14 protein-coding genes are annotated in these 18,113 nt (G+C 55.2%); 7 read left to right on the plus strand and 7 right to left on the minus strand.

The genetic code is table 11. The annotated features are described in order from the left end of the window. Positions 1 to 72 precede the first annotated feature (72 nt). The 3 genes from glyS to ACQG0S_RS21580 all read right to left on the minus strand — a co-directional run bounded on the left by glyS (position 73) and on the right by ACQG0S_RS21580 (position 3,529). The gene (gene glyS / locus ACQG0S_RS21570; protein ID WP_022649741.1) at positions 73 to 2,142 is read right to left on the minus strand and encodes a glycine--tRNA ligase subunit beta; all 2,070 of its coding nucleotides are present in this window, start codon (positions 2,140 to 2,142) and stop codon (positions 73 to 75) included. Between the two features lie 9 nt (positions 2,143 to 2,151). After that, on the minus strand, positions 2,152 to 3,063 hold the full coding sequence (gene glyQ / locus ACQG0S_RS21575) for a glycine--tRNA ligase subunit alpha (RefSeq protein ID WP_003860141.1): 912 nt from the start codon (positions 3,061 to 3,063) through the stop codon (positions 2,152 to 2,154). A gap of 160 nt (positions 3,064 to 3,223) precedes the next feature. Beyond that, positions 3,224 to 3,529, minus strand: coding sequence for a YsaB family lipoprotein (locus ACQG0S_RS21580; protein ID WP_022649742.1), 306 nt, complete (start codon positions 3,527 to 3,529; stop codon positions 3,224 to 3,226). 184 nt (positions 3,530 to 3,713) lie between these two features. On the opposite strand from ACQG0S_RS21580, the gene ACQG0S_RS21585 reads away from it, so the two are divergent. Next, positions 3,714 to 4,709, plus strand: coding sequence for an acyltransferase (locus ACQG0S_RS21585; RefSeq protein WP_045622141.1), 996 nt, complete (start codon positions 3,714 to 3,716; stop codon positions 4,707 to 4,709). A 52-nt stretch (positions 4,710 to 4,761) separates the two neighbouring features. Here the strand turns inward: ACQG0S_RS21585 and xylB are convergent, their stop codons facing one another. Next, positions 4,762 to 6,216, minus strand: coding sequence for a xylulokinase (gene xylB / locus ACQG0S_RS21590; RefSeq protein WP_022649744.1), 1,455 nt, complete (start codon positions 6,214 to 6,216; stop codon positions 4,762 to 4,764). 59 nt (positions 6,217 to 6,275) lie between these two features. Next, entirely contained in the window at positions 6,276 to 7,598 is a 1,323-nt protein-coding gene (gene xylA, locus ACQG0S_RS21595; RefSeq protein ID WP_026080557.1) for a xylose isomerase, read from the minus strand. A gap of 371 nt (positions 7,599 to 7,969) precedes the next feature. On the opposite strand from xylA, the gene xylF reads away from it, so the two are divergent. The 4 genes from xylF (at position 7,970) to xylR (ending at position 12,948) form a co-directional block, all read left to right on the plus strand. Continuing rightward, positions 7,970 to 8,962 carry a D-xylose ABC transporter substrate-binding protein gene (xylF, locus tag ACQG0S_RS21600; RefSeq protein WP_022649746.1) on the plus strand — a complete coding sequence of 331 codons (993 nt, stop codon included), beginning with the start codon at positions 7,970 to 7,972 and terminating at the stop codon, positions 8,960 to 8,962. 72 nt (positions 8,963 to 9,034) lie between these two features. Continuing rightward, the gene (locus tag ACQG0S_RS21605) at positions 9,035 to 10,576 is read left to right on the plus strand and encodes a xylose ABC transporter ATP-binding protein (RefSeq protein WP_015572746.1); all 1,542 of its coding nucleotides are present in this window, start codon (positions 9,035 to 9,037) and stop codon (positions 10,574 to 10,576) included. Next, positions 10,554 to 11,735, plus strand: coding sequence for a xylose ABC transporter permease XylH (xylH, locus tag ACQG0S_RS21610; RefSeq protein ID WP_003860151.1), 1,182 nt, complete (start codon positions 10,554 to 10,556; stop codon positions 11,733 to 11,735). Before ACQG0S_RS21605 ends, xylH begins: the two co-directional genes overlap by 23 nt. Positions 11,736 to 11,769: 34 nt before the next feature. Further along, positions 11,770 to 12,948, plus strand: a complete 1,179-nt coding sequence (gene xylR / locus ACQG0S_RS21615) for a D-xylose utilization transcriptional activator XylR (RefSeq protein ID WP_038416899.1) — start codon at positions 11,770 to 11,772, stop codon at positions 12,946 to 12,948. Positions 12,949 to 12,983: 35 nt separating this feature from the next. Here the strand turns inward: xylR and ACQG0S_RS21620 are convergent, their stop codons facing one another. Beyond that, on the minus strand, positions 12,984 to 13,808 hold the full coding sequence (locus ACQG0S_RS21620; RefSeq protein ID WP_022649749.1) for a protein bax: 825 nt from the start codon (positions 13,806 to 13,808) through the stop codon (positions 12,984 to 12,986). 313 nt (positions 13,809 to 14,121) lie between these two features. Here ACQG0S_RS21620 and ACQG0S_RS21625 point away from each other — a divergent pair, with 313 nt between their 5' ends. Continuing rightward, positions 14,122 to 16,152 carry an alpha-amylase gene (locus ACQG0S_RS21625; protein ID WP_063138187.1) on the plus strand — a complete coding sequence of 677 codons (2,031 nt, stop codon included), beginning with the start codon at positions 14,122 to 14,124 and terminating at the stop codon, positions 16,150 to 16,152. Positions 16,153 to 16,393: 241 nt separating this feature from the next. After that, positions 16,394 to 17,647 carry a valine--pyruvate transaminase gene (gene avtA, locus ACQG0S_RS21630; protein WP_045622149.1) on the plus strand — a complete coding sequence of 418 codons (1,254 nt, stop codon included), beginning with the start codon at positions 16,394 to 16,396 and terminating at the stop codon, positions 17,645 to 17,647. 7 nt (positions 17,648 to 17,654) lie between these two features. On the opposite strand, the gene ACQG0S_RS21635 is transcribed toward avtA, so the two are convergent. Continuing rightward, positions 17,655 to 18,110: a 4Fe-4S dicluster domain-containing protein gene (locus ACQG0S_RS21635; RefSeq protein WP_045309001.1), complete on the minus strand. Its 456-nt coding sequence runs from the start codon at positions 18,108 to 18,110 to the stop codon at positions 17,655 to 17,657. Between the last annotated feature and the right edge of the window lie 3 nt (positions 18,111 to 18,113).

Raw genomic sequence — 18,113 nt, forward strand, 5'->3', positions numbered from 1 at the left:
TTATGGCGCCATTGGCGAAGAGAGACAGTTTAGTTGCCGTTCTTCCCGCCTGTCAGGGGCGGGTTTTTTACATTATTGCAGCAGCGAAATATCCGCCACGCGCAGGAACAGCTCACGCAGTTTCTCAAGCATCGAGAGACGGTTAATACGCAGCTCTTTATCTTCCACGTTCACCATCACCTTCTCGAAGAAGGCATCGATGACGTCACGTAGCTCCGCCAGCTCCACCAGTGCTTCCTGGTAGCGACCTTCCGCGAAATACGGCTCCAGCTTGTCGCGCAGCACCACAACCTGCATCGCCAGAGAAATCTCTTCCGGCTCTTTCAGGGTTGCAGCGTTTACGCGTTCGTTCAGCGTCTCGTCGGATTTCGCGAGGATGTTGGATACACGCTTGTTGGCCGCGGCCAGCGCAGACGCCGCTTCCAGCGTACGGAAGTGGGATACCGCCTTCATACGCGCATCGAAATCTGCCGGACGGGTCGGACGACGCGCCAGCACCGCCTGAATGGTATCAACGGAGTAACCTTCGTCCTGATACCACGCGCGGAAACGACCGAGCATAAAGTCGATAACATCATCCACAACCTTCGCGTTGGTCAGCTTATCGCCGTACAGACGGACCGCTTCTTCGGTCAGCGTTTGCAGATCGAGATTGAGGTTCTTCTCTACGATGATGCGCAGCACGCCCAGCGCAGCACGACGCAGCGCAAACGGGTCTTTGTCGCCTTTCGGATGCTGACCGATACCGAAGATACCCGCCAGGGTGTCCATCTTATCGGCAATCGCCACGGCGCAGGCAACCGGGTTAGACGGCAGATCGTCACCGGCAAAGCGCGGCTGATACTGCTCGTTCAGGGCCACAGCCACGTCTTCCGCTTCGCCGTCATGACGCGCGTAGTGCATGCCCATCACGCCCTGGGTGTCGGTAAATTCGAACACCATATTGGTCATCAGGTCGCACTTGGAGAGCAGGCCCGCGCGGGTAGCGTGGTTAACGTCGGCGCCAATTTCACGGGCAATCCAGCCGGACAGCTCCGCGATACGGTCAGTCTTGTCGCGCAGCGTACCCAGCTGCTGCTGGAAGAGTACGGTTTGCAGACGCGGCAAGTTATCTTCCAGACGTTTTTTACGGTCGGTGTTGAAGAAGAACTCGGCGTCCGCCAGACGTGGACGCACCACTTTCTCGTTACCGGAGATAATCTGGCTCGGATCTTTCGATTCGATGTTCGCGACGAAGATGAAGTTTGGCAGCAGCTGGCCGTCGTTGGCGTAAACCGGGAAGTACTTTTGGTCACCCTTCATGGTGTACACCAGCGCTTCAGCCGGAACGGCCAGGAATTTCTCTTCGAATTTCGCGGTCAGCACAACCGGCCATTCGACCAGAGAGGTCACTTCTTCCAGCAGGCTATCGCTCAGATCGGCATTACCGCCAATTTTGCGCGCCGCTTCTTCGGCGTCAGCTTTGATTTTGGCTTTACGCTGTTCGTAGTCAGCAATGACCTTACCGCGCTCCAGCAGGATCTGCGGGTACTGATCAGCATTGTCGATGGTGAACTCCGGCTCGCCCATAAAGCGGTGGCCGCGGATCACGCGATCGGACGCCACGCCCAGAATGGTCGCCGGAATAACGGTATCGCCCAGCAGCAGGGTCACGGTGTGAACCGGACGCACAAAGTGAACGTCAGACGCGCCCCAGCGCATCAGCTTAGGAATCGGCAGCTTAGCCAGCGAGGTCGCAATCATATCTGGCAGCAGCGCTTCCGCGCTTTCGCCTTTCACATGGGCACGATACAGCAGCCATTCACCTTTGTCGGTGGTCAGACGTTCGGCCTGATCGACGGTGATACCGCAGCCGCGCGCCCAGCCTTCAGCCGCTTTGCTCGGCTTGCCTTCCGCGTCGAACGCCTGGGCAATGGCCGGGCCACGTTTTTCAACTTCGCGATCCGGCTGAGACGCCGCCAGGTTTGCCACTTTCAGCGCCAGACGACGCGGCGCAGCAAACCACTCAATTTTACCGTGCGCCAGGCCAGCGTTATCCAGCTCAGCAGTGACGTTCGCAGCGAAAGATTCAGCCAGGCTGCGCAGGGCTTTTGGTGGCAGCTCTTCAGTGCCGATTTCCACCAGGAAAGTTTTCTCAGACATGGCCGCCTCTTATTTGTTTCGGTTGCACATCGGGAAGCCAAGGGCTTCACGGGACGCGTAGTAAGCTTCAGCAACGGCTTTGGTCAGGGTACGAATACGCAGAATGTAGCGCTGACGTTCAGTCACGGAGATCGCTTTGCGGGCATCCAGCAGGTTGAAGCTGTGGGCAGCCTTCAGAATACGCTCGTAGGCAGGCAGAGGCAGCGGAGTCTCCAGCGCCAGCAGCTGCTGGGCTTCTTTCTCGTACTGCTCGAAGCAGGTGAACAGGAAGTCCACGTCCGCGTATTCGAAGTTATAGGTGGATTGCTCCACTTCGTTCTGATGGAACACGTCGCCATAGGTGGTTTTACCCAGCGGGCCGTCGCTCCAGACCAGGTCGTAAACGCTGTCTACGCCCTGAATGTACATGGCCAGACGTTCCAGACCATAGGTGATTTCGCCGGTGATCGGTTTACATTCCAGACCGCCAACCTGCTGGAAGTAGGTGAACTGGGTCACTTCCATGCCGTTCAGCCACACTTCCCAACCCAGACCCCAGGCACCCAGCGTTGGGTTTTCCCAGTTATCTTCCACGAAACGAATGTCGTGAATGGTCGGATCCATACCCAGCTCTTTCAGTGACCCGAGGTACAGTTCCTGAATATTGTCAGGTGATGGCTTAATCACCACCTGGAACTGATAGTAGTGCTGCAAACGGTTCGGGTTTTCGCCGTAACGGCCATCGGTCGGACGACGGGATGGCTGAACATAGGCGGTCGCCATCGGCTCTGGCCCTAACGCGCGCAGGCTGGTCATCGGGTGTGAGGTGCCTGCGCCAACTTCCATGTCCAAAGGTTGAACAATGGTGCAGCCCTGACGAGCCCAGTAATCCTGTAAGGTCAGGATCAGGCCCTGGAAGGTCTTGGTATCAAACTTTTGCATAGTATTTCGTGCTGGATACGTGTGGTTTTAAATGGAAGGGATCAGTATACCCGCTGGCTGCAAGATATACAGTACGAAACGGGGTTGTTTAGGGAAAATTGGGGAATAAGCCCTACAGCCAGAACCTGCGAAGGCTCTGGTTGCTGCTTATACGAGCAATTTAGCGCATTGAGAGATGTAAAAACTGGCCGTCTGCATCAAAAGAGCAGACAAAGCCCTCTTTACGCGCCGTATAGCCTTTCAGTTCATAGCTGCCCTGAAAGCGCTCGAAGCCGTTAATATGAATTTTCTGTGCTTCGGAATTATAACGGTGAGCCGCCTGATCCCTGCACAGCTGTTCCATATTCAGGGAACGCTCCGGGCTCATTTTCCCCTGCTGCGCTTTTTGGACTGGAGCCTCCTGAGAAGCACTGCACCCTGCTAATAAAAGCAGCAGAAAGAGTGACGCCCCACGCTTCATCATCATTTTTATTACCGCCCTGGTCAGTGGCTGTTATTTTTAGTAGCAACACGTTTATAGATTAATGTTCAACATTCTGCGAATCTCGCCAGCTCCCGACAAGACAGCCTGGTTAAACTCAGAATTTTCCAAGGGAAAAGTTTTACGCAATCGCAGTCACACTTTCTTTATCAGGAATACAGAGGAACTGATGCAGTCAAAAATTAACTGGATTGATAACCTGCGGGGAATAGCCTGTCTGATGGTGGTGATGATCCACACTACGACCTGGTATGTCACGAACGCGCACAGTATCAGCCCTGTTAACTGGGATGTCGCCAATATTCTGAACTCAGCCTCACGCGTGAGCGTCCCGCTGTTCTTTATGATTTCCGGTTTTCTCTTTTTTGGCGAGCGTAGCGCGCAGCCGAGACATTTCATCCGTATTGTATCCTGTTTGCTGTTTTACAGCGCCATTTCGCTGCTCTATATCATCCTGTTCACTTCAATTAACGCTGAACGTTCCCTGCTCAATTTGTTGCAAAAACCGGTGTTCTATCATCTGTGGTTTTTCTTCGCGATAATGGTTATCTATCTGGTTTCGCCGTTAATTCAGGTAAAAAACGTTAGCGGTAAAATGCTGCTGGCCTTGATGGTAATAATCGGGATCGTGGCAAACCCGAATACCGTCTCACAGAAAATTGATGGCTTTGAATGGCTGCCCGTTAACCTCTATATCAACGGCGATACGTTTTATTACGTGCTGTACGGCATGCTGGGGCGCGCCATCGGCACGATGGAGACGCAAAAGCGAGGAATAAACTGGCTTTGCGCGGCAGCATTTATCGCCGGTGTGTTTATTATCTCTCGAGGGACGCTGCACGAGCTGCAATGGCGCGGAAACTTTGCCGATACCTGGTATCTCTACTGCGGGCCGATGGTCTTTATCTGCGCGGTTTCGCTGCTGACCCTGTTTAAAAACACCCTGAATGCCCGCCCGCTTCCGGTGCTGGGGTTTATCTCTCGCCACTCGCTGGGCATTTACGGTTTTCACGCGCTGGTGATCCACGCCCTGCGCACCCGCGGCGTTGAGCTTAAAAGCTGGCCGGTGCTGGATATTGTCTGGATATTTACCGTTACGCTGGTTGTCAGCCTGCTGCTCTCAATGCTGCTGCAACGCATCGATACACGCAGGTTTGTGAGCTAACCCGGTTGAAGGCTGGCAGGCCGGGTAAGCGTTAGCGCCACCCGGCTCCTGTTTATGACATTAGCGGTAAAAGCTGCTGATAGATTTTGCGGAAAACGTCTCGTCTTTCAGCGTAGCGAGCATGATTTTTCGCATCAGGACGATGCTGCTGTTCAAGCGGCAGCTGGGGCAAAAGCTGGGGCAGTGGTTTATCCCGGTTCAGCGCAATTTGCGCAAGCCGTGCCGCACCGAGCGCCGGACCAACATCTCCCCCAGTACGATAGTCCAGCTGCAACCCGCTGATATCAGAAAGCATTTGCCGCCAGTAGCTGCTTCGTGCCCCGCCGCCAATTAACGTAATGCTGGATGGCGTCAGGCCACAGTCATGCACGACATCCATGCCGTCCGCCAGCGCATAACCGACCCCTTCAAGCACCGCGCGCGCCAGCTCTGCCGGGCCGTGCTGATGGGTAAGGCCGAAGAAGACCCCTTTCGCTTCCGGGTTGTTATGCGGCGTCCGCTCGCCTGAAAGGTACGGTAAAAACCAGACCGCACCGGCAGTATCATCCGCCTGCTGTGCCGCTGCGATAAGCGCCGGGACGTCCGCCATTCCGGTCAGCTTTGCCGCCCAGTCGAGGCAGGATGCCGCGCTCAGCATCACCGACATCAAATGCCATTTACCCGGCAACGCGTGGCAGAAGCTGTGTACGGCGCTTTCAGGGTTACTACGATAGCCGTCACTGACGGCAAAATAGACGCCGGAAGTGCCGAGCGAGAGCATGGCCTGTCCTGTCTCCACCATCCCCACGCCGACCGCACCCGCCGCATTATCGCCACCGCCGGCAACGACAGGTACGGCTGGCATATTCCAGCGTTCAGCAACAGAAGGCTGCAAAGCGCCCGTGATATCACTGCCTTCAAACAGCGCAGGCATATGATCGCGCGTCAGCTGGCAGGCATCCAGCATCGCTTCGCTCCAGTCCCGTTTCGCCACGTCGAGCCACATCGTGCCCGCGGCGTCAGACATGTCGCTGGCAAAATCCCCCGTCATGCGAAAACGAAGGTAGTCTTTCGGCAACAGAACTTTCGCCACCTGGCGAAAAATCTCAGGCTCATGGCGCTGCACCCACAGGAGTTTTGGCGCGGTAAAACCGGGCATCATCAGATTGCCCGTAATCTCGCGGGACGCAGGCACACGCTCCTCAAGGATCGCGCACTCTTCCGCACAGCGGCCATCGTTCCAGAGAATAGCCGGGCGCAGAACGCGATGCTGGCTATCCAGCAGCGTGGCGCCATGCATTTGCCCGGCAATGCCCAGCGCTTTCACGTCGCGCAGGCTGTGCTGCTCACCTAAGGCTTTCATCGCGCGGTCCGTCGCCTGCCACCACTGCTCCGGATCTTGTTCCGACCAAAGTGGCTGCGGGCGTGAAACCTGCAACTTTTCAGTCTGCGTGGCTAACACATCGCCCTGCTCGCTTAACAGGATGGCTTTCACCCCCGACGTGCCAAGATCGATCCCGATATACATGTGGTGACTCCTTTGACAGAAATGCCCGGTGGCGCTGCGCTTACCGGGCCTGGATGCTGTTATTTATCGAACAGGTAGTGATTGACCAGGTTTTCCAGCAGTTCCTGATGGCCGCTCTGATGCTGCGGTGCCAACTGATGCTGTTCAGCGTACTTCGCGATCTCCGCAAGCGATAACTGACCTTTCAAAATTTGCTGGCCCAGCTCACTGTTCCAGCCGCTGTAGCGCTTCGCCACGCGCTTATCCAGCTCACCGTCTTCAATCATACGGGCCGCCACCTTCAGCGCCAGCGCCATGGTGTCCATCGCGCCAATATGCCCGTAGAACAGATCGTATTTGTCGGTGCTCTGGCGACGCACTTTGGCGTCGAAGTTCAGGCCGCCGGTGGTGAAACCGCCCGCTTTGATGATTTCGTACATCACCAGCGCATTCTCTTCGACGCTGTTCGGGAACTGGTCGGTATCCCAGCCCAGCTGCGGATCGCCGCGGTTCGCATCCACCGATCCGAAGATGCCCAGCGCAATCGCAGAGGCGATTTCGTGATGGAACGAGTGGCCCGCCAGCGTGGCGTGATTAGCCTCAATGTTCACTTTGATCTCTTTTTCCAGACCAAACTGCTTCAGGAAGCCATACACGGTGGCGACATCGTAGTCGTACTGATGCTTGGTTGGCTCCTGTGGTTTTGGCTCAATCAGCAGCGTACCGCGGAAGCCGATTTTGTGCTTGTGGTCCACCACCATCTGCATAAAGCGGCCAATCTGCTCACGCTCCTGGCGCAGGTCAGTATTCAGCAGCGTTTCATAGCCTTCACGACCGCCCCAGAGAACGTAGTTCTCACCGCCCAGCTGATGCGTGGCGTTCATCGCAGTCACCACCTGGGTTGCCGCCCAGCTGAAGACTTCCGGGTCCGGGTTGGTTGCCGCGCCCGCGCCATAGCGAGGGTTGGTAAAGCAGTTAGCCGTACCCCAGAGCAGCTTCACGCCGCTTTGCTGCTGTTTTTCAGCCAGCACGTCGACCATCTGCGCAAAATTGTTCAGATACTCTTTCAGGGATGCCCCTTCCGGCGACACGTCCACATCGTGGAAACAGTAGTACGGTACGTTCAGCTTATGGAAGAACTCGAACGCGACGTCGGCTTTACGCTTCGCCAGCTCAATGGCCTCGCCCGGCTGTTGCCATGGACGGTCAAAAGAGCCCACGCCGAACATATCGGCACCGTTCCAGCAGAAGGTGTGCCAGTAGCAGGCGGCAAAGCGCAAGTGATCTTCCATGCGCTTACCCAGCACCAGCTCATCCGGGTTGTAGTGACGAAATGCTAAAGGATTGGTCGTTTTCGTGCCTTCGAAACGAACGCGATCGAGTTGGTCGAAATAAGCTTGCATATTGAGCTCCATAATCAGGGTATGCGGCGTGGTCTTGCTTCTGGAGTAATAGTGAATAGACATTGGAGGTTGCTCAATTACGTTATTTCACACTGCTATTGAGAGAATGCGCAATTGTGCGCTGGCTCGCAAAATAATGTGCAGACAAACTATTTTTCGGCGCGCATTCCAGAATCAAATGTAATTAATAGGTTACGTTTTATAAAATCCGATCGCGGTCATAAATTCAGAAATAAACCAAATATCGTAATGAGAAGATAAAAATCTGTAATTGCCAGCAGGCCTTTCCACGTTAAAAATTTGCTGCGTCTCAGCAGTGAATGTTTCTTTTATCTCAGCTACACATACCCCTACAAAAAGGCCTAATAATTATGAAGATAAAGAACCTGACCCTAACGCTCTGCACTACTCTCCTGCTTGCAAGCTTTGCCGGCCACGCCAAAGAGGTCAAAATCGGCATGGCGATTGATGACTTACGCCTGGAGCGCTGGCAAAAAGATCGCGATATCTTTGTTAAAAAAGCGGAATCTCTCGGCGCGGAGGTGTTCGTTCAGTCCGCTAACGGCAACGAAGAGACGCAAATGTCGCAAATTGAGAATATGATCAACCGTGGCGTCGATGTGCTGGTCATTATCCCGTATAACGGCCAGGTATTAAGCAACGTGGTGAAAGAAGCAAAACAGGAAGGCATAAAAGTCCTGGCTTATGACCGCATGATTAATAATGCGGATATTGATTATTATATTTCGTTCGACAATGAAAAGGTGGGTGAATTACAGGCTAAAAGCTTGATCGCAAAAGTGCCTCAAGGGAATTATTTCCTGATGGGCGGCTCACCTGTGGATAACAACGCCAAACTGTTCCGTCAGGGACAAATGAAAGTGCTGAAGCCGTATATCGACGAGGGCAAAATTAAAGTCGTCGGCGATCAGTGGGCTGACGGCTGGTTACCGGAAAACGCGCTGAAAATTATGGAAAACGCGTTGACCGCAAATAACAACAAAATCGATGCAGTGGTGGCCTCTAACGACGCCACTGCGGGGGGCGCCATTCAGGCGCTGAGCGCGCAGGGTCTGGCCGGGAAAGTCGCTATTTCCGGACAGGACGCCGACCTTGCGGGTGTAAAACGCATTATCGCGGGTACCCAGACTATGACGGTCTATAAGCCCATTACCGAGCTTGCCAATACCGCCGCCGAAATTGCCGTTGAGCTGGGCAATGGCCAGCAACCTAAAGCAGACGCGACGTTAAATAACGGCCTGAAAGACGTGCCAGCTCGCCTGCTTACCCCTATCGAAGTCAACAAAGAGAATATTGACGCCACGGTGGTGAAAGACGGTTTCCATAAGAAGAGTGAACTGTAATCCAGCGCAGCCCCTGCCCGGCGGGGGCGCATCGACCTGCCCTGTTCATCTGTCGGGCTATGCGGAGCAGTTATGTCTTATTTACTTGAAATGAAAAGCATCACCAAAGCCTTCGGAGCGGTGAAAGCGGTCGACAACGTAAGCCTGCGGCTGAACCCCGGCGAAGTGATGTCGCTGTGCGGCGAAAACGGCTCGGGGAAATCCACGCTGATGAAGGTGCTGTGCGGAATCTATCCGCACGGCAGCTACGAGGGCGAAATCGTCTTTGCCGGTGAGGTGCTTCAGGCCACGCACATTCGTGATACCGAACGTAAAGGCATCGCTATCATTCACCAGGAGCTGGCGCTGGTGAAGCACCTTACCGTGCTGGAAAATATCTTTCTTGGGGCCGAACTCTCGCGCCACGGCGTACTGGATTACGACACCATGACGCTGCGCTGCGAAAAACTGCTGGCCCAGGTGAGTCTCGCTATCTCACCGGATACGCGCGTGGGCGACTTAGGTTTGGGCCAGCAGCAGCTGGTGGAGATCGCCAAGGCGCTAAATAAACAGGTACGCCTGCTGATCCTCGACGAGCCAACCGCCTCGCTCACCGAACAGGAAACCGCCGTTCTGCTCAATATCATCCGCGACCTGCAAAACCACGGTATCGCCTGCATCTATATTTCGCACAAGCTCAATGAGGTGAAAGCTATTTCCGACACCATCTGCGTCATCCGCGACGGGCAGCACATTGGCACGCGTGAAGCAGAAGGCATGAGCGAAGATGACATCATCACCATGATGGTGGGTCGCGAACTCACCGCACTGTATCCCAACGAACCACACACCATAGGCGAAGAACTCCTGCGCGTGGAAAACCTGACGGCGTGGCATCCCGTTAACCGCCACATCAAGCGCGTGGATAACCTCTCCTTCTCGCTGCACCGCGGCGAAATTCTCGGTATTGCGGGTTTAGTGGGTGCCGGAAGAACCGAGGCCGTGCAGTGTCTGTTTGGCGTCTGGCCGGGGCGCTGGGAAGGCAAAATTTATATCGACGGTCAGCCGGTAAAAATCGACAACTGCCAGCAGGCCATTGCCAAAGGCATTGCTATGGTGCCCGAAGACCGCAAAAAAGACGGCATCGTGCCGGTCATGGCGGTGGGAAAAAATATCACGCTGGCGGCGCTCAGCCAGTTTTCCGGCGCGCTGAGCAGCCTGGATGATGCCGCAGAACAGCAGTGTATTCTTCAGTCACTTGCCAGGCTCAAGGTGAAAACCTCCTCGCCGGAACTGGCGATAGGTCGCCTGAGCGGCGGCAACCAGCAGAAAGCGATTCTGGCACGCTGCCTGTTGCTTAATCCGCGCATTTTAATTCTGGACGAACCCACGCGCGGGATCGATATCGGCGCGAAGTATGAAATCTACAAGCTGATCAACCAGCTTGTGCAGCAAGGGATTGCCGTCATTGTTATCTCGTCCGAATTGCCTGAAGTGCTGGGGCTGAGCGACCGCGTGCTGGTCATGCATGAAGGGAAACTCAAAGCCAACCTGAACAACCAGAACCTGACGCAAGAGCAGGTGATGGAAGCTGCCTTAAGGAGCGAACGCCATGTCGAAAAGCAACCCGTCTGATATCAAAGTCGCTGTTCCGACGCCCGGTGCGTTCGCAGGACTTAAATCGCTGAATCTGCAAGTTTTTGTAATGATTGCCGCCATTATCGTCATCATGTTGTTCTTTACCTGGATGACCGATGGCTCCTATTTGAGCGCACGTAACGTCTCTAACCTGCTGCGTCAGACCGCCATCACCGGGATCCTGGCGGTGGGGATGGTCTTTGTGATTATCTCAGCGGAAATTGACCTGTCGGTAGGGTCGATGATGGGTCTGCTCGGCGGCGTGGCGGCAATTTTTGACGTCTGGCTCGGCTGGCCGCTGCCGCTGACGATTGCGGTCACGCTGGTACTGGGTCTGCTGCTGGGTGCGTGGAACGGCTGGTGGGTGGCCTACCGTAAAGTCCCGTCGTTTATTGTCACCTTAGCAGGGATGCTGGCCTTCCGCGGTATTCTGATTGGGATCACCAACGGCACTACCGTCTCCCCGACCAGCGCCTCGATGTCCCAGATTGGCCAAAGCTACCTCTCTGATGGCGTCGGTTTTACGATCGGCGTGGTTGGGCTGATGGCGTTTGTCGCGTGGCAATGGCGAGGACGCATGCGTCGCCAGGCGCTGGGGCTGGCCTCGCCTGCCTCAACCTCGGTTGTCGGCCGTCAGGCGCTTACTGCGGTGATTGTGCTGGGGGCCATCTGGCTGCTAAACGATTATCGCGGTGTCCCAACGCCCGTTCTGCTGCTGGCGCTGTTGCTGTTAGGTGGGATGTTTATGGCCACACGTACCGCATTCGGTCGCCGTATTTATGCTATCGGCGGCAATCTTGAAGCCGCGCGTTTATCTGGTATCAACGTCGAGCGCACCAAACTCGCCGTCTTTGCCATCAACGGCCTGATGGTAGCCATCGCGGGGCTGATCCTCAGCTCACGACTGGGTGCGGGTTCCCCGTCTGCCGGTAATATTGCCGAGCTGGACGCCATCGCCGCCTGCGTGATTGGCGGGACCAGCCTCGCCGGAGGCATTGGCAGCGTGGCGGGGGCGGTGATGGGCGCATTTATTATGGCTTCGCTGGATAACGGGATGAGTATGATGGACGTGCCGACGTTTTGGCAGTATATCGTCAAAGGGGCCATTCTTTTGCTGGCAGTCTGGATGGACTCTGCCACCAAGCGGCGCGCCTGAGAACCGTATCGTGACTAATTTGGGAAAGTGAGCCATGTTTGAAAAGCGTCACCGCATTACGTTGTTATTCAATGCCAACAAAGCCTATGACCGTCAGGTGGTTGAGGGGGTTGGTGAATATTTGCAGGCGTCGCAATCCGAATGGGATATTTTCATCGAAGAAGATTTCCGTACCCGTCTGGAGAACATCAAAGACTGGCTGGGAGACGGGGTTATCGCTGACTTTGACGACCCCGTGATTGAACAGTTGCTGAGTGGTGTCGACGTACCTATCGTGGGCGTTGGCGGCTCTTACCATTCAGCGGAACATTACCCCCCCGTTCACTACATCGCCACGGATAACCATGCCCTGGTTGAGACCGCCTTCCTCCATTTAAAGGAGAAAGGCGTCCATCGTTTTGCGTTTTACGGATTGCCCGCCACCAGCGGAAAGCGCTGGGCGATGGAGCGTGAGTATGCCTTCTGCCAGCTGGTTGCCCAGGAGAAGTATCGCGGCGTCGTTTATCAGGGGCTGGAAACCGCGCCAGAAAACTGGCAGCACGCACAGAATCGCCTGGCTGACTGGCTGCAAACACTGCCGCCCCAGACAGGGATTATCGCCGTGACGGACGCCCGCGCCCGCCACGTATTACAGGTGTGCGAACATTTGCATATTCCTGTGCCTGAAAAGCTGTGCGTGATTGGTATTGATAACGAAGAGCTTACGCGCTATCTGTCGCGCGTGGCGCTCTCATCCGTGGCGCAGGGTACCCGTCAGATGGGCTATCAGGCCGCAAAGCTGCTGCACCGACTGTTAGACAACGAATCCCTGCCGCTCCAGCGTCTGCTGGTTCCGCCCGTTCGCGTGGTCGAGCGTCGCTCAACTGACTACCGTTCCTTAAACGATCCGGCCGTGATTCAGGCGATGCACTACATTCGCAATCATGCCTGCAAAGGGATCAAGGTCGATCAGGTGCTGGATTCGGTCGGCATTTCACGTTCGAATCTGGAGAAGCGGTTTAAAGAGGAAGTCGGTGAGACGATCCACGCCGTGATCCATGCGGAAAAGCTGGAGAAAGCGCGAAGTCTGCTGATCTCCACCTCGCTGTCGATCAACGAGATTTCACAGATGTGCGGCTACCCGTCGCTTCAGTATTTCTATTCGGTGTTCAGGAAAGAGTATGACACCACGCCGAAGGAGTACCGGGAACGGTACAGTGAAGTCCTGCTCTAGAAAAAAGAACGCCTTCCAGTGGAAGGCGTTTTTTATTACATATGTGCGGCAATCAGACGCTGGTTATCCTGGTACATGGAGAACAGGTAGTTGTTGTAGCGCTGTCCCTGGGTGGAATAACCTTTCAGCTTGTGGATCATCGCCGTGGCCGTCACTTCCTGATCCGCCTTACGCAGCTGCGCGCGTGACTTACGGAACGAAGAGTAGGCCGGGTGGGTGTTCAGATTCACCACATAGGCATTCACGGAATCTTTCACCGATTCAAACTGTGAATAGCCCTTCACCTTGCCGGGTGCATTAGTACAACGACCTTTTGCGCATTTCATGCCAAACAGATTGTTGTTGTTGCGCGCCAGCTTCGAGGTGCCCCAACCGCTTTCGGCGGCGGCCATTGTCGCGACCATACTGCCTGGAATAATGTCCACACGCTCTAACAGAGTGTTCCACGGCACACGACGCGTGTTCCCGCTCCACTTCACTTTATAGCGTTTGGCGATGTCTTTCAGGCGAGTGCGCTCAGACGGCGACCAGCGGCTATCGTACTGTTTGGCGATCAGCCAGTTACGATCCGCAGTAATCGCGGCATTTTGACTTTTAATGTAAGGCATTACCGTCCGGAGAAACGCTTTTTTCCTTGGTGTCCCGGAAGGGTATTTTCGCAAATCAGGAAGTGAACTACTCTTTGCACTATTGCGAGAATACTCTTGTTTACTGCTAACCTTACTGCTTGTCGTCTTTATTACGTGGGCTTTCTTACTCGTTGTATCCGTGTGCGTCTTTGCAAGCACCTCACCTGAAAATGCCATGGTGAGTAACATGAGTATCGCGGCCCCATATCGTCGAATGGGAGTCGATATCATTAGGTCTCCTGGTCGGATATAAGCATTCCAACACCTTATTTTCTTCAAAATTTGAGAGCGGAATCTCAAATCGTACCAAAAATAGTCTTCAAGAGCACGTCTATAAATAGTCCAATTCCGAAACTATGTCATCCGGAACATGCTCATTAAAGCACCAACACTGGAAAAATGTGCGCGATATCGCAGATAACTGCCTAATTTTGCGCGGGATCACTCATCCCTACGCGTCCTCCTGGCAGAAAGCCTCAGAGGAGGAGTTTTTCCCCTGAGCCGAATGGCACACTGGTCAAAAATGCCGCGACAGGAAAATGGAATGAAACGCACTGCATTAGCTGTTCTGATGTTACCCGCATTCGCGCATGCCGACTGGTCATCGCCGGGATTTGACGCATTCAACGCTGAAGGTACCGGCGTCTTTACCAGCCAGGCAACGCTTGCGAAGGGTACCCGTCCACTGACGTTGAGTCTTGACAACGCGTGCTGGCAGCCGACAAAGGCCATTAAGCTCAACGAGATGCTGTCGCTCAAACCGTGCGAAGGCACGCCACCGCAGTGGCGATTATTCCGTGACGGCGTTTATCAGATGCGTATTGATACGCGCTCTGGAACGCCGACGCTGATGCTGGCGGTACAAAGTGCGGCGCCACAGCCTGTCGCAAACGTTACCCGCCAGTGCCCGAAGTGGGACGGCAAACCGCTCACGATCGACGTCGTTAACACGTTCCCGGAAGGCACGGTGGTGCGTGATTTTTACAGCAAACAGACCGCGACCGTTCAAAATGGCAAAGTGACTCTTCAGCCAGCCGCCAACAGCGATGGCCTGCTGCTGCTTGAGCGCGCCGAAACGGACAAACCCGCGCCGTTCAGCTGGCAAAACGCCACCGTCTATTTCGTGCTGACCGATCGCTTCGTGAATGGCGACCCCACCAACGACAACAGCTATGGCCGCCATAAAGATGGTATGCAGGAGATAGGTACTTTCCACGGCGGCGATCTGAAAGGGCTTACCAGCAAACTGGATTACCTTCAGCAACTGGGCGTGAATGCGCTCTGGATAAGCTCCCCGCTGGAGCAGATCCACGGCTGGGTTGGCGGCGGCACCAAAGGGGATTTCCCCCACTACGCGTATCACGGTTATTACACCCAGGACTGGACGAAACTCGACGCCAACATGGGCAACGAAGATGATTTACGCCAGCTTGTCGACGACGCGCACAGGCGCGGTATCCGCGTCCTGTTTGACGTTGTCATGAACCACGCGGGCTATGCGACGCTTGCAGATATGCAGCAATATCAGTTTGGCGCACTCTATTTACAGGGAGATGAGCTGAAAAAAACGCTCGGCGAACGCTGGACTGACTGGAAGCCAGGCGCGGGTCAAAGCTGGCACAGCTTCAACGATTACATCAACTTCAGTGACAAAGCCGCATGGGAAAAATGGTGGGGTAAAAAATGGATCCGTACCGATATCGGTGATTACGACAACCCGGGCTTTGACGACTTGACCATGTCCCTGGCCTTCCTGCCGGATCTGAAAACGGAATCAAAAACCCCGTCAGGTTTGCCGAACTTTTATCAACACAAGCCCGACACCAACGCGAAAGTGATGACGAATTTCACGCCGCGAGATTACCTGACCCACTGGCTTAGCCAGTGGGTACGTGACTACGGCATCGACGGTTTCCGGGTCGATACCGCCAAACACGTTGAGCATGAAGCCTGGCAGCAACTGAAAGACCAGGCCAGCCAGGCGCTGGCCGCGTGGAAGGCAGCCAACCCGGACAAAAAACTCGACGATGCGCCGTTCTGGATGACCGGTGAATCCTGGGGCCACGGCGTGATGCAGAGCGATTATTACCGCCACGGCTTCGATGCGATGATCAACTTTGACTATCAGGAGCAGGCGGCGAAAGCAGTGGACTGTCTGGCAGATATGGATTTGACCTGGCAGCAAATGGCAGAAAAGCTGCAAAGTTTTAACGTGCTGAGCTATCTCTCCTCCCACGATACGCGTCTGTTCCGTGAAGGGGGTCAGCGCGCCGCTGAGTTACTGCTGCTGGCGCCGGGAAGCGTGCAGATCTATTACGGCGATGAATCAGAGCGTCCATTTGGTCCGACGGGCTCCGATCCGCTACAGGGAACCCGTTCGGATATGAACTGGCAGGACGTCACGGGTAAACAGGCGTTAACTGTCGCCCACTGGCAGCTTCTGGGGCAGTTCCGCGCCCGTCATCCGGCTGTGGGTGAAGGCAAGCAAACAACGCTGTCAATGAAAGAAGGCTACGGCTTTGTGCGCGAGCACAAGGGCGATAAGGTGATGGTGGTGTGGGCGGGTAATCAGTAGAACAGCCCCCTCACCCTAATCCTCTCCCCTAAGGGGCAAGGGGATTGCACGGTGCGGTCTTTCACCCTCGCCCCTTTGGGGAGAGGGCCGGGGTGAGGAGACATTCATCAGAACGATTCACTGCAATAATCCCTCTCCACCATACAAAACAACAAATCCGACCACATCCGCCGATTTGCACCAACACGGTGCTGGCGTTATGGTTACTGCCTTTCATATTAAGCCCGACAGATCACCTGCTATGACGTTTTCACAATTCGGCGACAAATTTACCCGCCATTCAGGCATTACCCGCCTGATGGAGGACCTCAACGACGGGCTGCGCACCCCAGGCGCTATCATGCTTGGCGGCGGAAACCCGGCTCAAATTCCGGAGATGAACACCTACTTCCAGACGCTGCTGGCAGACATGCTGGAAAACGGTAAAGCAACCGATGCGCTATGTAATTACGACGGCCCTCAGGGTAAAACAGAACTACTGACGCTTCTGGCGGCAATGCTGCGGGAAGCGCTGGGTTGGGATATCGAACCACAGAACATTGCACTGACAAACGGCAGTCAGAGCGCGTTTTTCTACTTATTCAATCTGTTCGCCGGACGCCGCGCCGACGGCACAACGAAAAAAGTGCTGTTCCCGCTGGCACCGGAGTATATCGGCTATGCCGATGCCGGCCTCGAAGAAGACCTGTTTGTTTCCGCACGTCCGAATATCGAGTTGTTGCCAGAGGGCCAGTTCAAATATCACGTCGATTTTGAACATCTGCATATCGGTGAAGAGACGGGCATGATCTGCGTATCTCGTCCCACCAACCCGACGGGGAACGTGATCACCGACGACGAGCTGATGAAGCTGGATGTGCTGGCGAATCAGCACGGCATCCCGCTGGTGATCGATAACGCCTATGGCGTACCGTTCCCGGGGATCATCTTCAGCGAAGCGCGTCCGCTGTGGAACCCGAACATCATCCTCTGCATGAGCCTCTCCAAGCTGGGCCTGCCGGGCAGCCGCTGCGGCATTATCATTGCTAACGAGAAAATCATCACCGCCATTACCAACATGAACGGCATTATCAGCCTTTCCCCTGGCGGCATCGGCCCGGCGATGATGTGCGAGATGATCAGGCGTAACGACCTGCTGCGCCTGTCGAATGAGGTGATCAAGCCGTTTTACTCTCAGCGCGTTCAGGAAACTATCGCCATCCTTCGCCGCTACTTACCGGAGGAACGCTGCCTGATCCATAAACCGGAAGGGGCAATTTTCCTGTGGCTGTGGTTTAAGGATCTGCCCATTACGACAGAGCTGCTTTATCAGCGTCTGAAAAAGCGTGGCGTGCTGATGGTCCCGGGGGATTACTTCTTCCCGGGTCTGGATAAGCCGTGGCCGCATACGCACCAGTGCATGCGCATGAACTACGTCCCGGACCCGGAAAAAATCGAAGCGGGTGTGAAAATTCTCGCCGAAGAGATTGAGAACGCCTGGCGCGAGGCCGGTTAATAAAACCTCAGGCCAGATTACGCAGCCGTTCCACGCGTAGTCTGGCGGGGTCTATGCAGCGCAGCGCGTGGGTGGGACAGGCTTCGACGCAGGCGGGACCGCCCTCGCGATGCATGCACAAATCACATTTCAGCGCCTGAACGCGATCTCCCACAACCCGAACCTGCATTGCCCCGAACGGGCACGCCACCATACAGCTTTTGCAGCCGATACAGCGAGCCTGCTCAACGAGCCAGGCTCCCGCAGCACGGTGAATGGCCCCCGTCGGGCAGACATTCGCGCAGGGCGCATCTTCACACTGATGGCAGCCCACGGCTGTGGTGAAGGTTCCCCCCTTAACCACGCGGATACGTGACGTAAACGCTTCTGGCGTGGCGCTGCTTTGATGCGACATCATGCACGCCACCTCACAGGTGCGGCACCCGATACATTTTTCAGGATCCGTCAGAATAAATCGGTTCATCAG

The organism is Enterobacter cloacae complex sp. 418I7, assembly GCF_050030705.1.
Taxonomy (GTDB): Bacteria; Pseudomonadota; Gammaproteobacteria; order Enterobacterales; family Enterobacteriaceae; genus Enterobacter; species Enterobacter intestinihominis.

Excerpts from the sequence above, each read along its gene's own strand:
- ACQG0S_RS21605 (WP_015572746.1), top strand. The coding sequence starts at position 9,035 with ATGTCTTATTTACTTGAAATGAAAAGCATCACCAAAGCCTTCGGAGCG.
- ACQG0S_RS21580 (WP_022649742.1), bottom strand. The coding sequence starts at position 3,529 with ATGATGATGAAGCGTGGGGCGTCACTCTTTCTGCTGCTTTTATTAGCA.
- ACQG0S_RS21635 (WP_045309001.1), bottom strand. The coding sequence starts at position 18,110 with ATGAACCGATTTATTCTGACGGATCCTGAAAAATGTATCGGGTGCCGC.
- avtA (WP_045622149.1), top strand. The coding sequence starts at position 16,394 with ATGACGTTTTCACAATTCGGCGACAAATTTACCCGCCATTCAGGCATT.
- ACQG0S_RS21585 (WP_045622141.1), top strand. The coding sequence starts at position 3,714 with ATGCAGTCAAAAATTAACTGGATTGATAACCTGCGGGGAATAGCCTGT.
- ACQG0S_RS21620 (WP_022649749.1), bottom strand. The coding sequence starts at position 13,808 with ATGATATCGACTCCCATTCGACGATATGGGGCCGCGATACTCATGTTA.
- xylR (WP_038416899.1), top strand. The coding sequence starts at position 11,770 with ATGTTTGAAAAGCGTCACCGCATTACGTTGTTATTCAATGCCAACAAA.
- glyS (WP_022649741.1), bottom strand. The coding sequence starts at position 2,142 with ATGTCTGAGAAAACTTTCCTGGTGGAAATCGGCACTGAAGAGCTGCCA.
- xylA (WP_026080557.1), bottom strand. The coding sequence starts at position 7,598 with ATGCAAGCTTATTTCGACCAACTCGATCGCGTTCGTTTCGAAGGCACG.
- xylF (WP_022649746.1), top strand. The coding sequence starts at position 7,970 with ATGAAGATAAAGAACCTGACCCTAACGCTCTGCACTACTCTCCTGCTT.
- glyQ (WP_003860141.1), bottom strand. The coding sequence starts at position 3,063 with ATGCAAAAGTTTGATACCAAGACCTTCCAGGGCCTGATCCTGACCTTA.
- xylB (WP_022649744.1), bottom strand. The coding sequence starts at position 6,216 with ATGTATATCGGGATCGATCTTGGCACGTCGGGGGTGAAAGCCATCCTG.
- xylH (WP_003860151.1), top strand. The coding sequence starts at position 10,554 with ATGTCGAAAAGCAACCCGTCTGATATCAAAGTCGCTGTTCCGACGCCC.
- ACQG0S_RS21625 (WP_063138187.1), top strand. The coding sequence starts at position 14,122 with ATGAAACGCACTGCATTAGCTGTTCTGATGTTACCCGCATTCGCGCAT.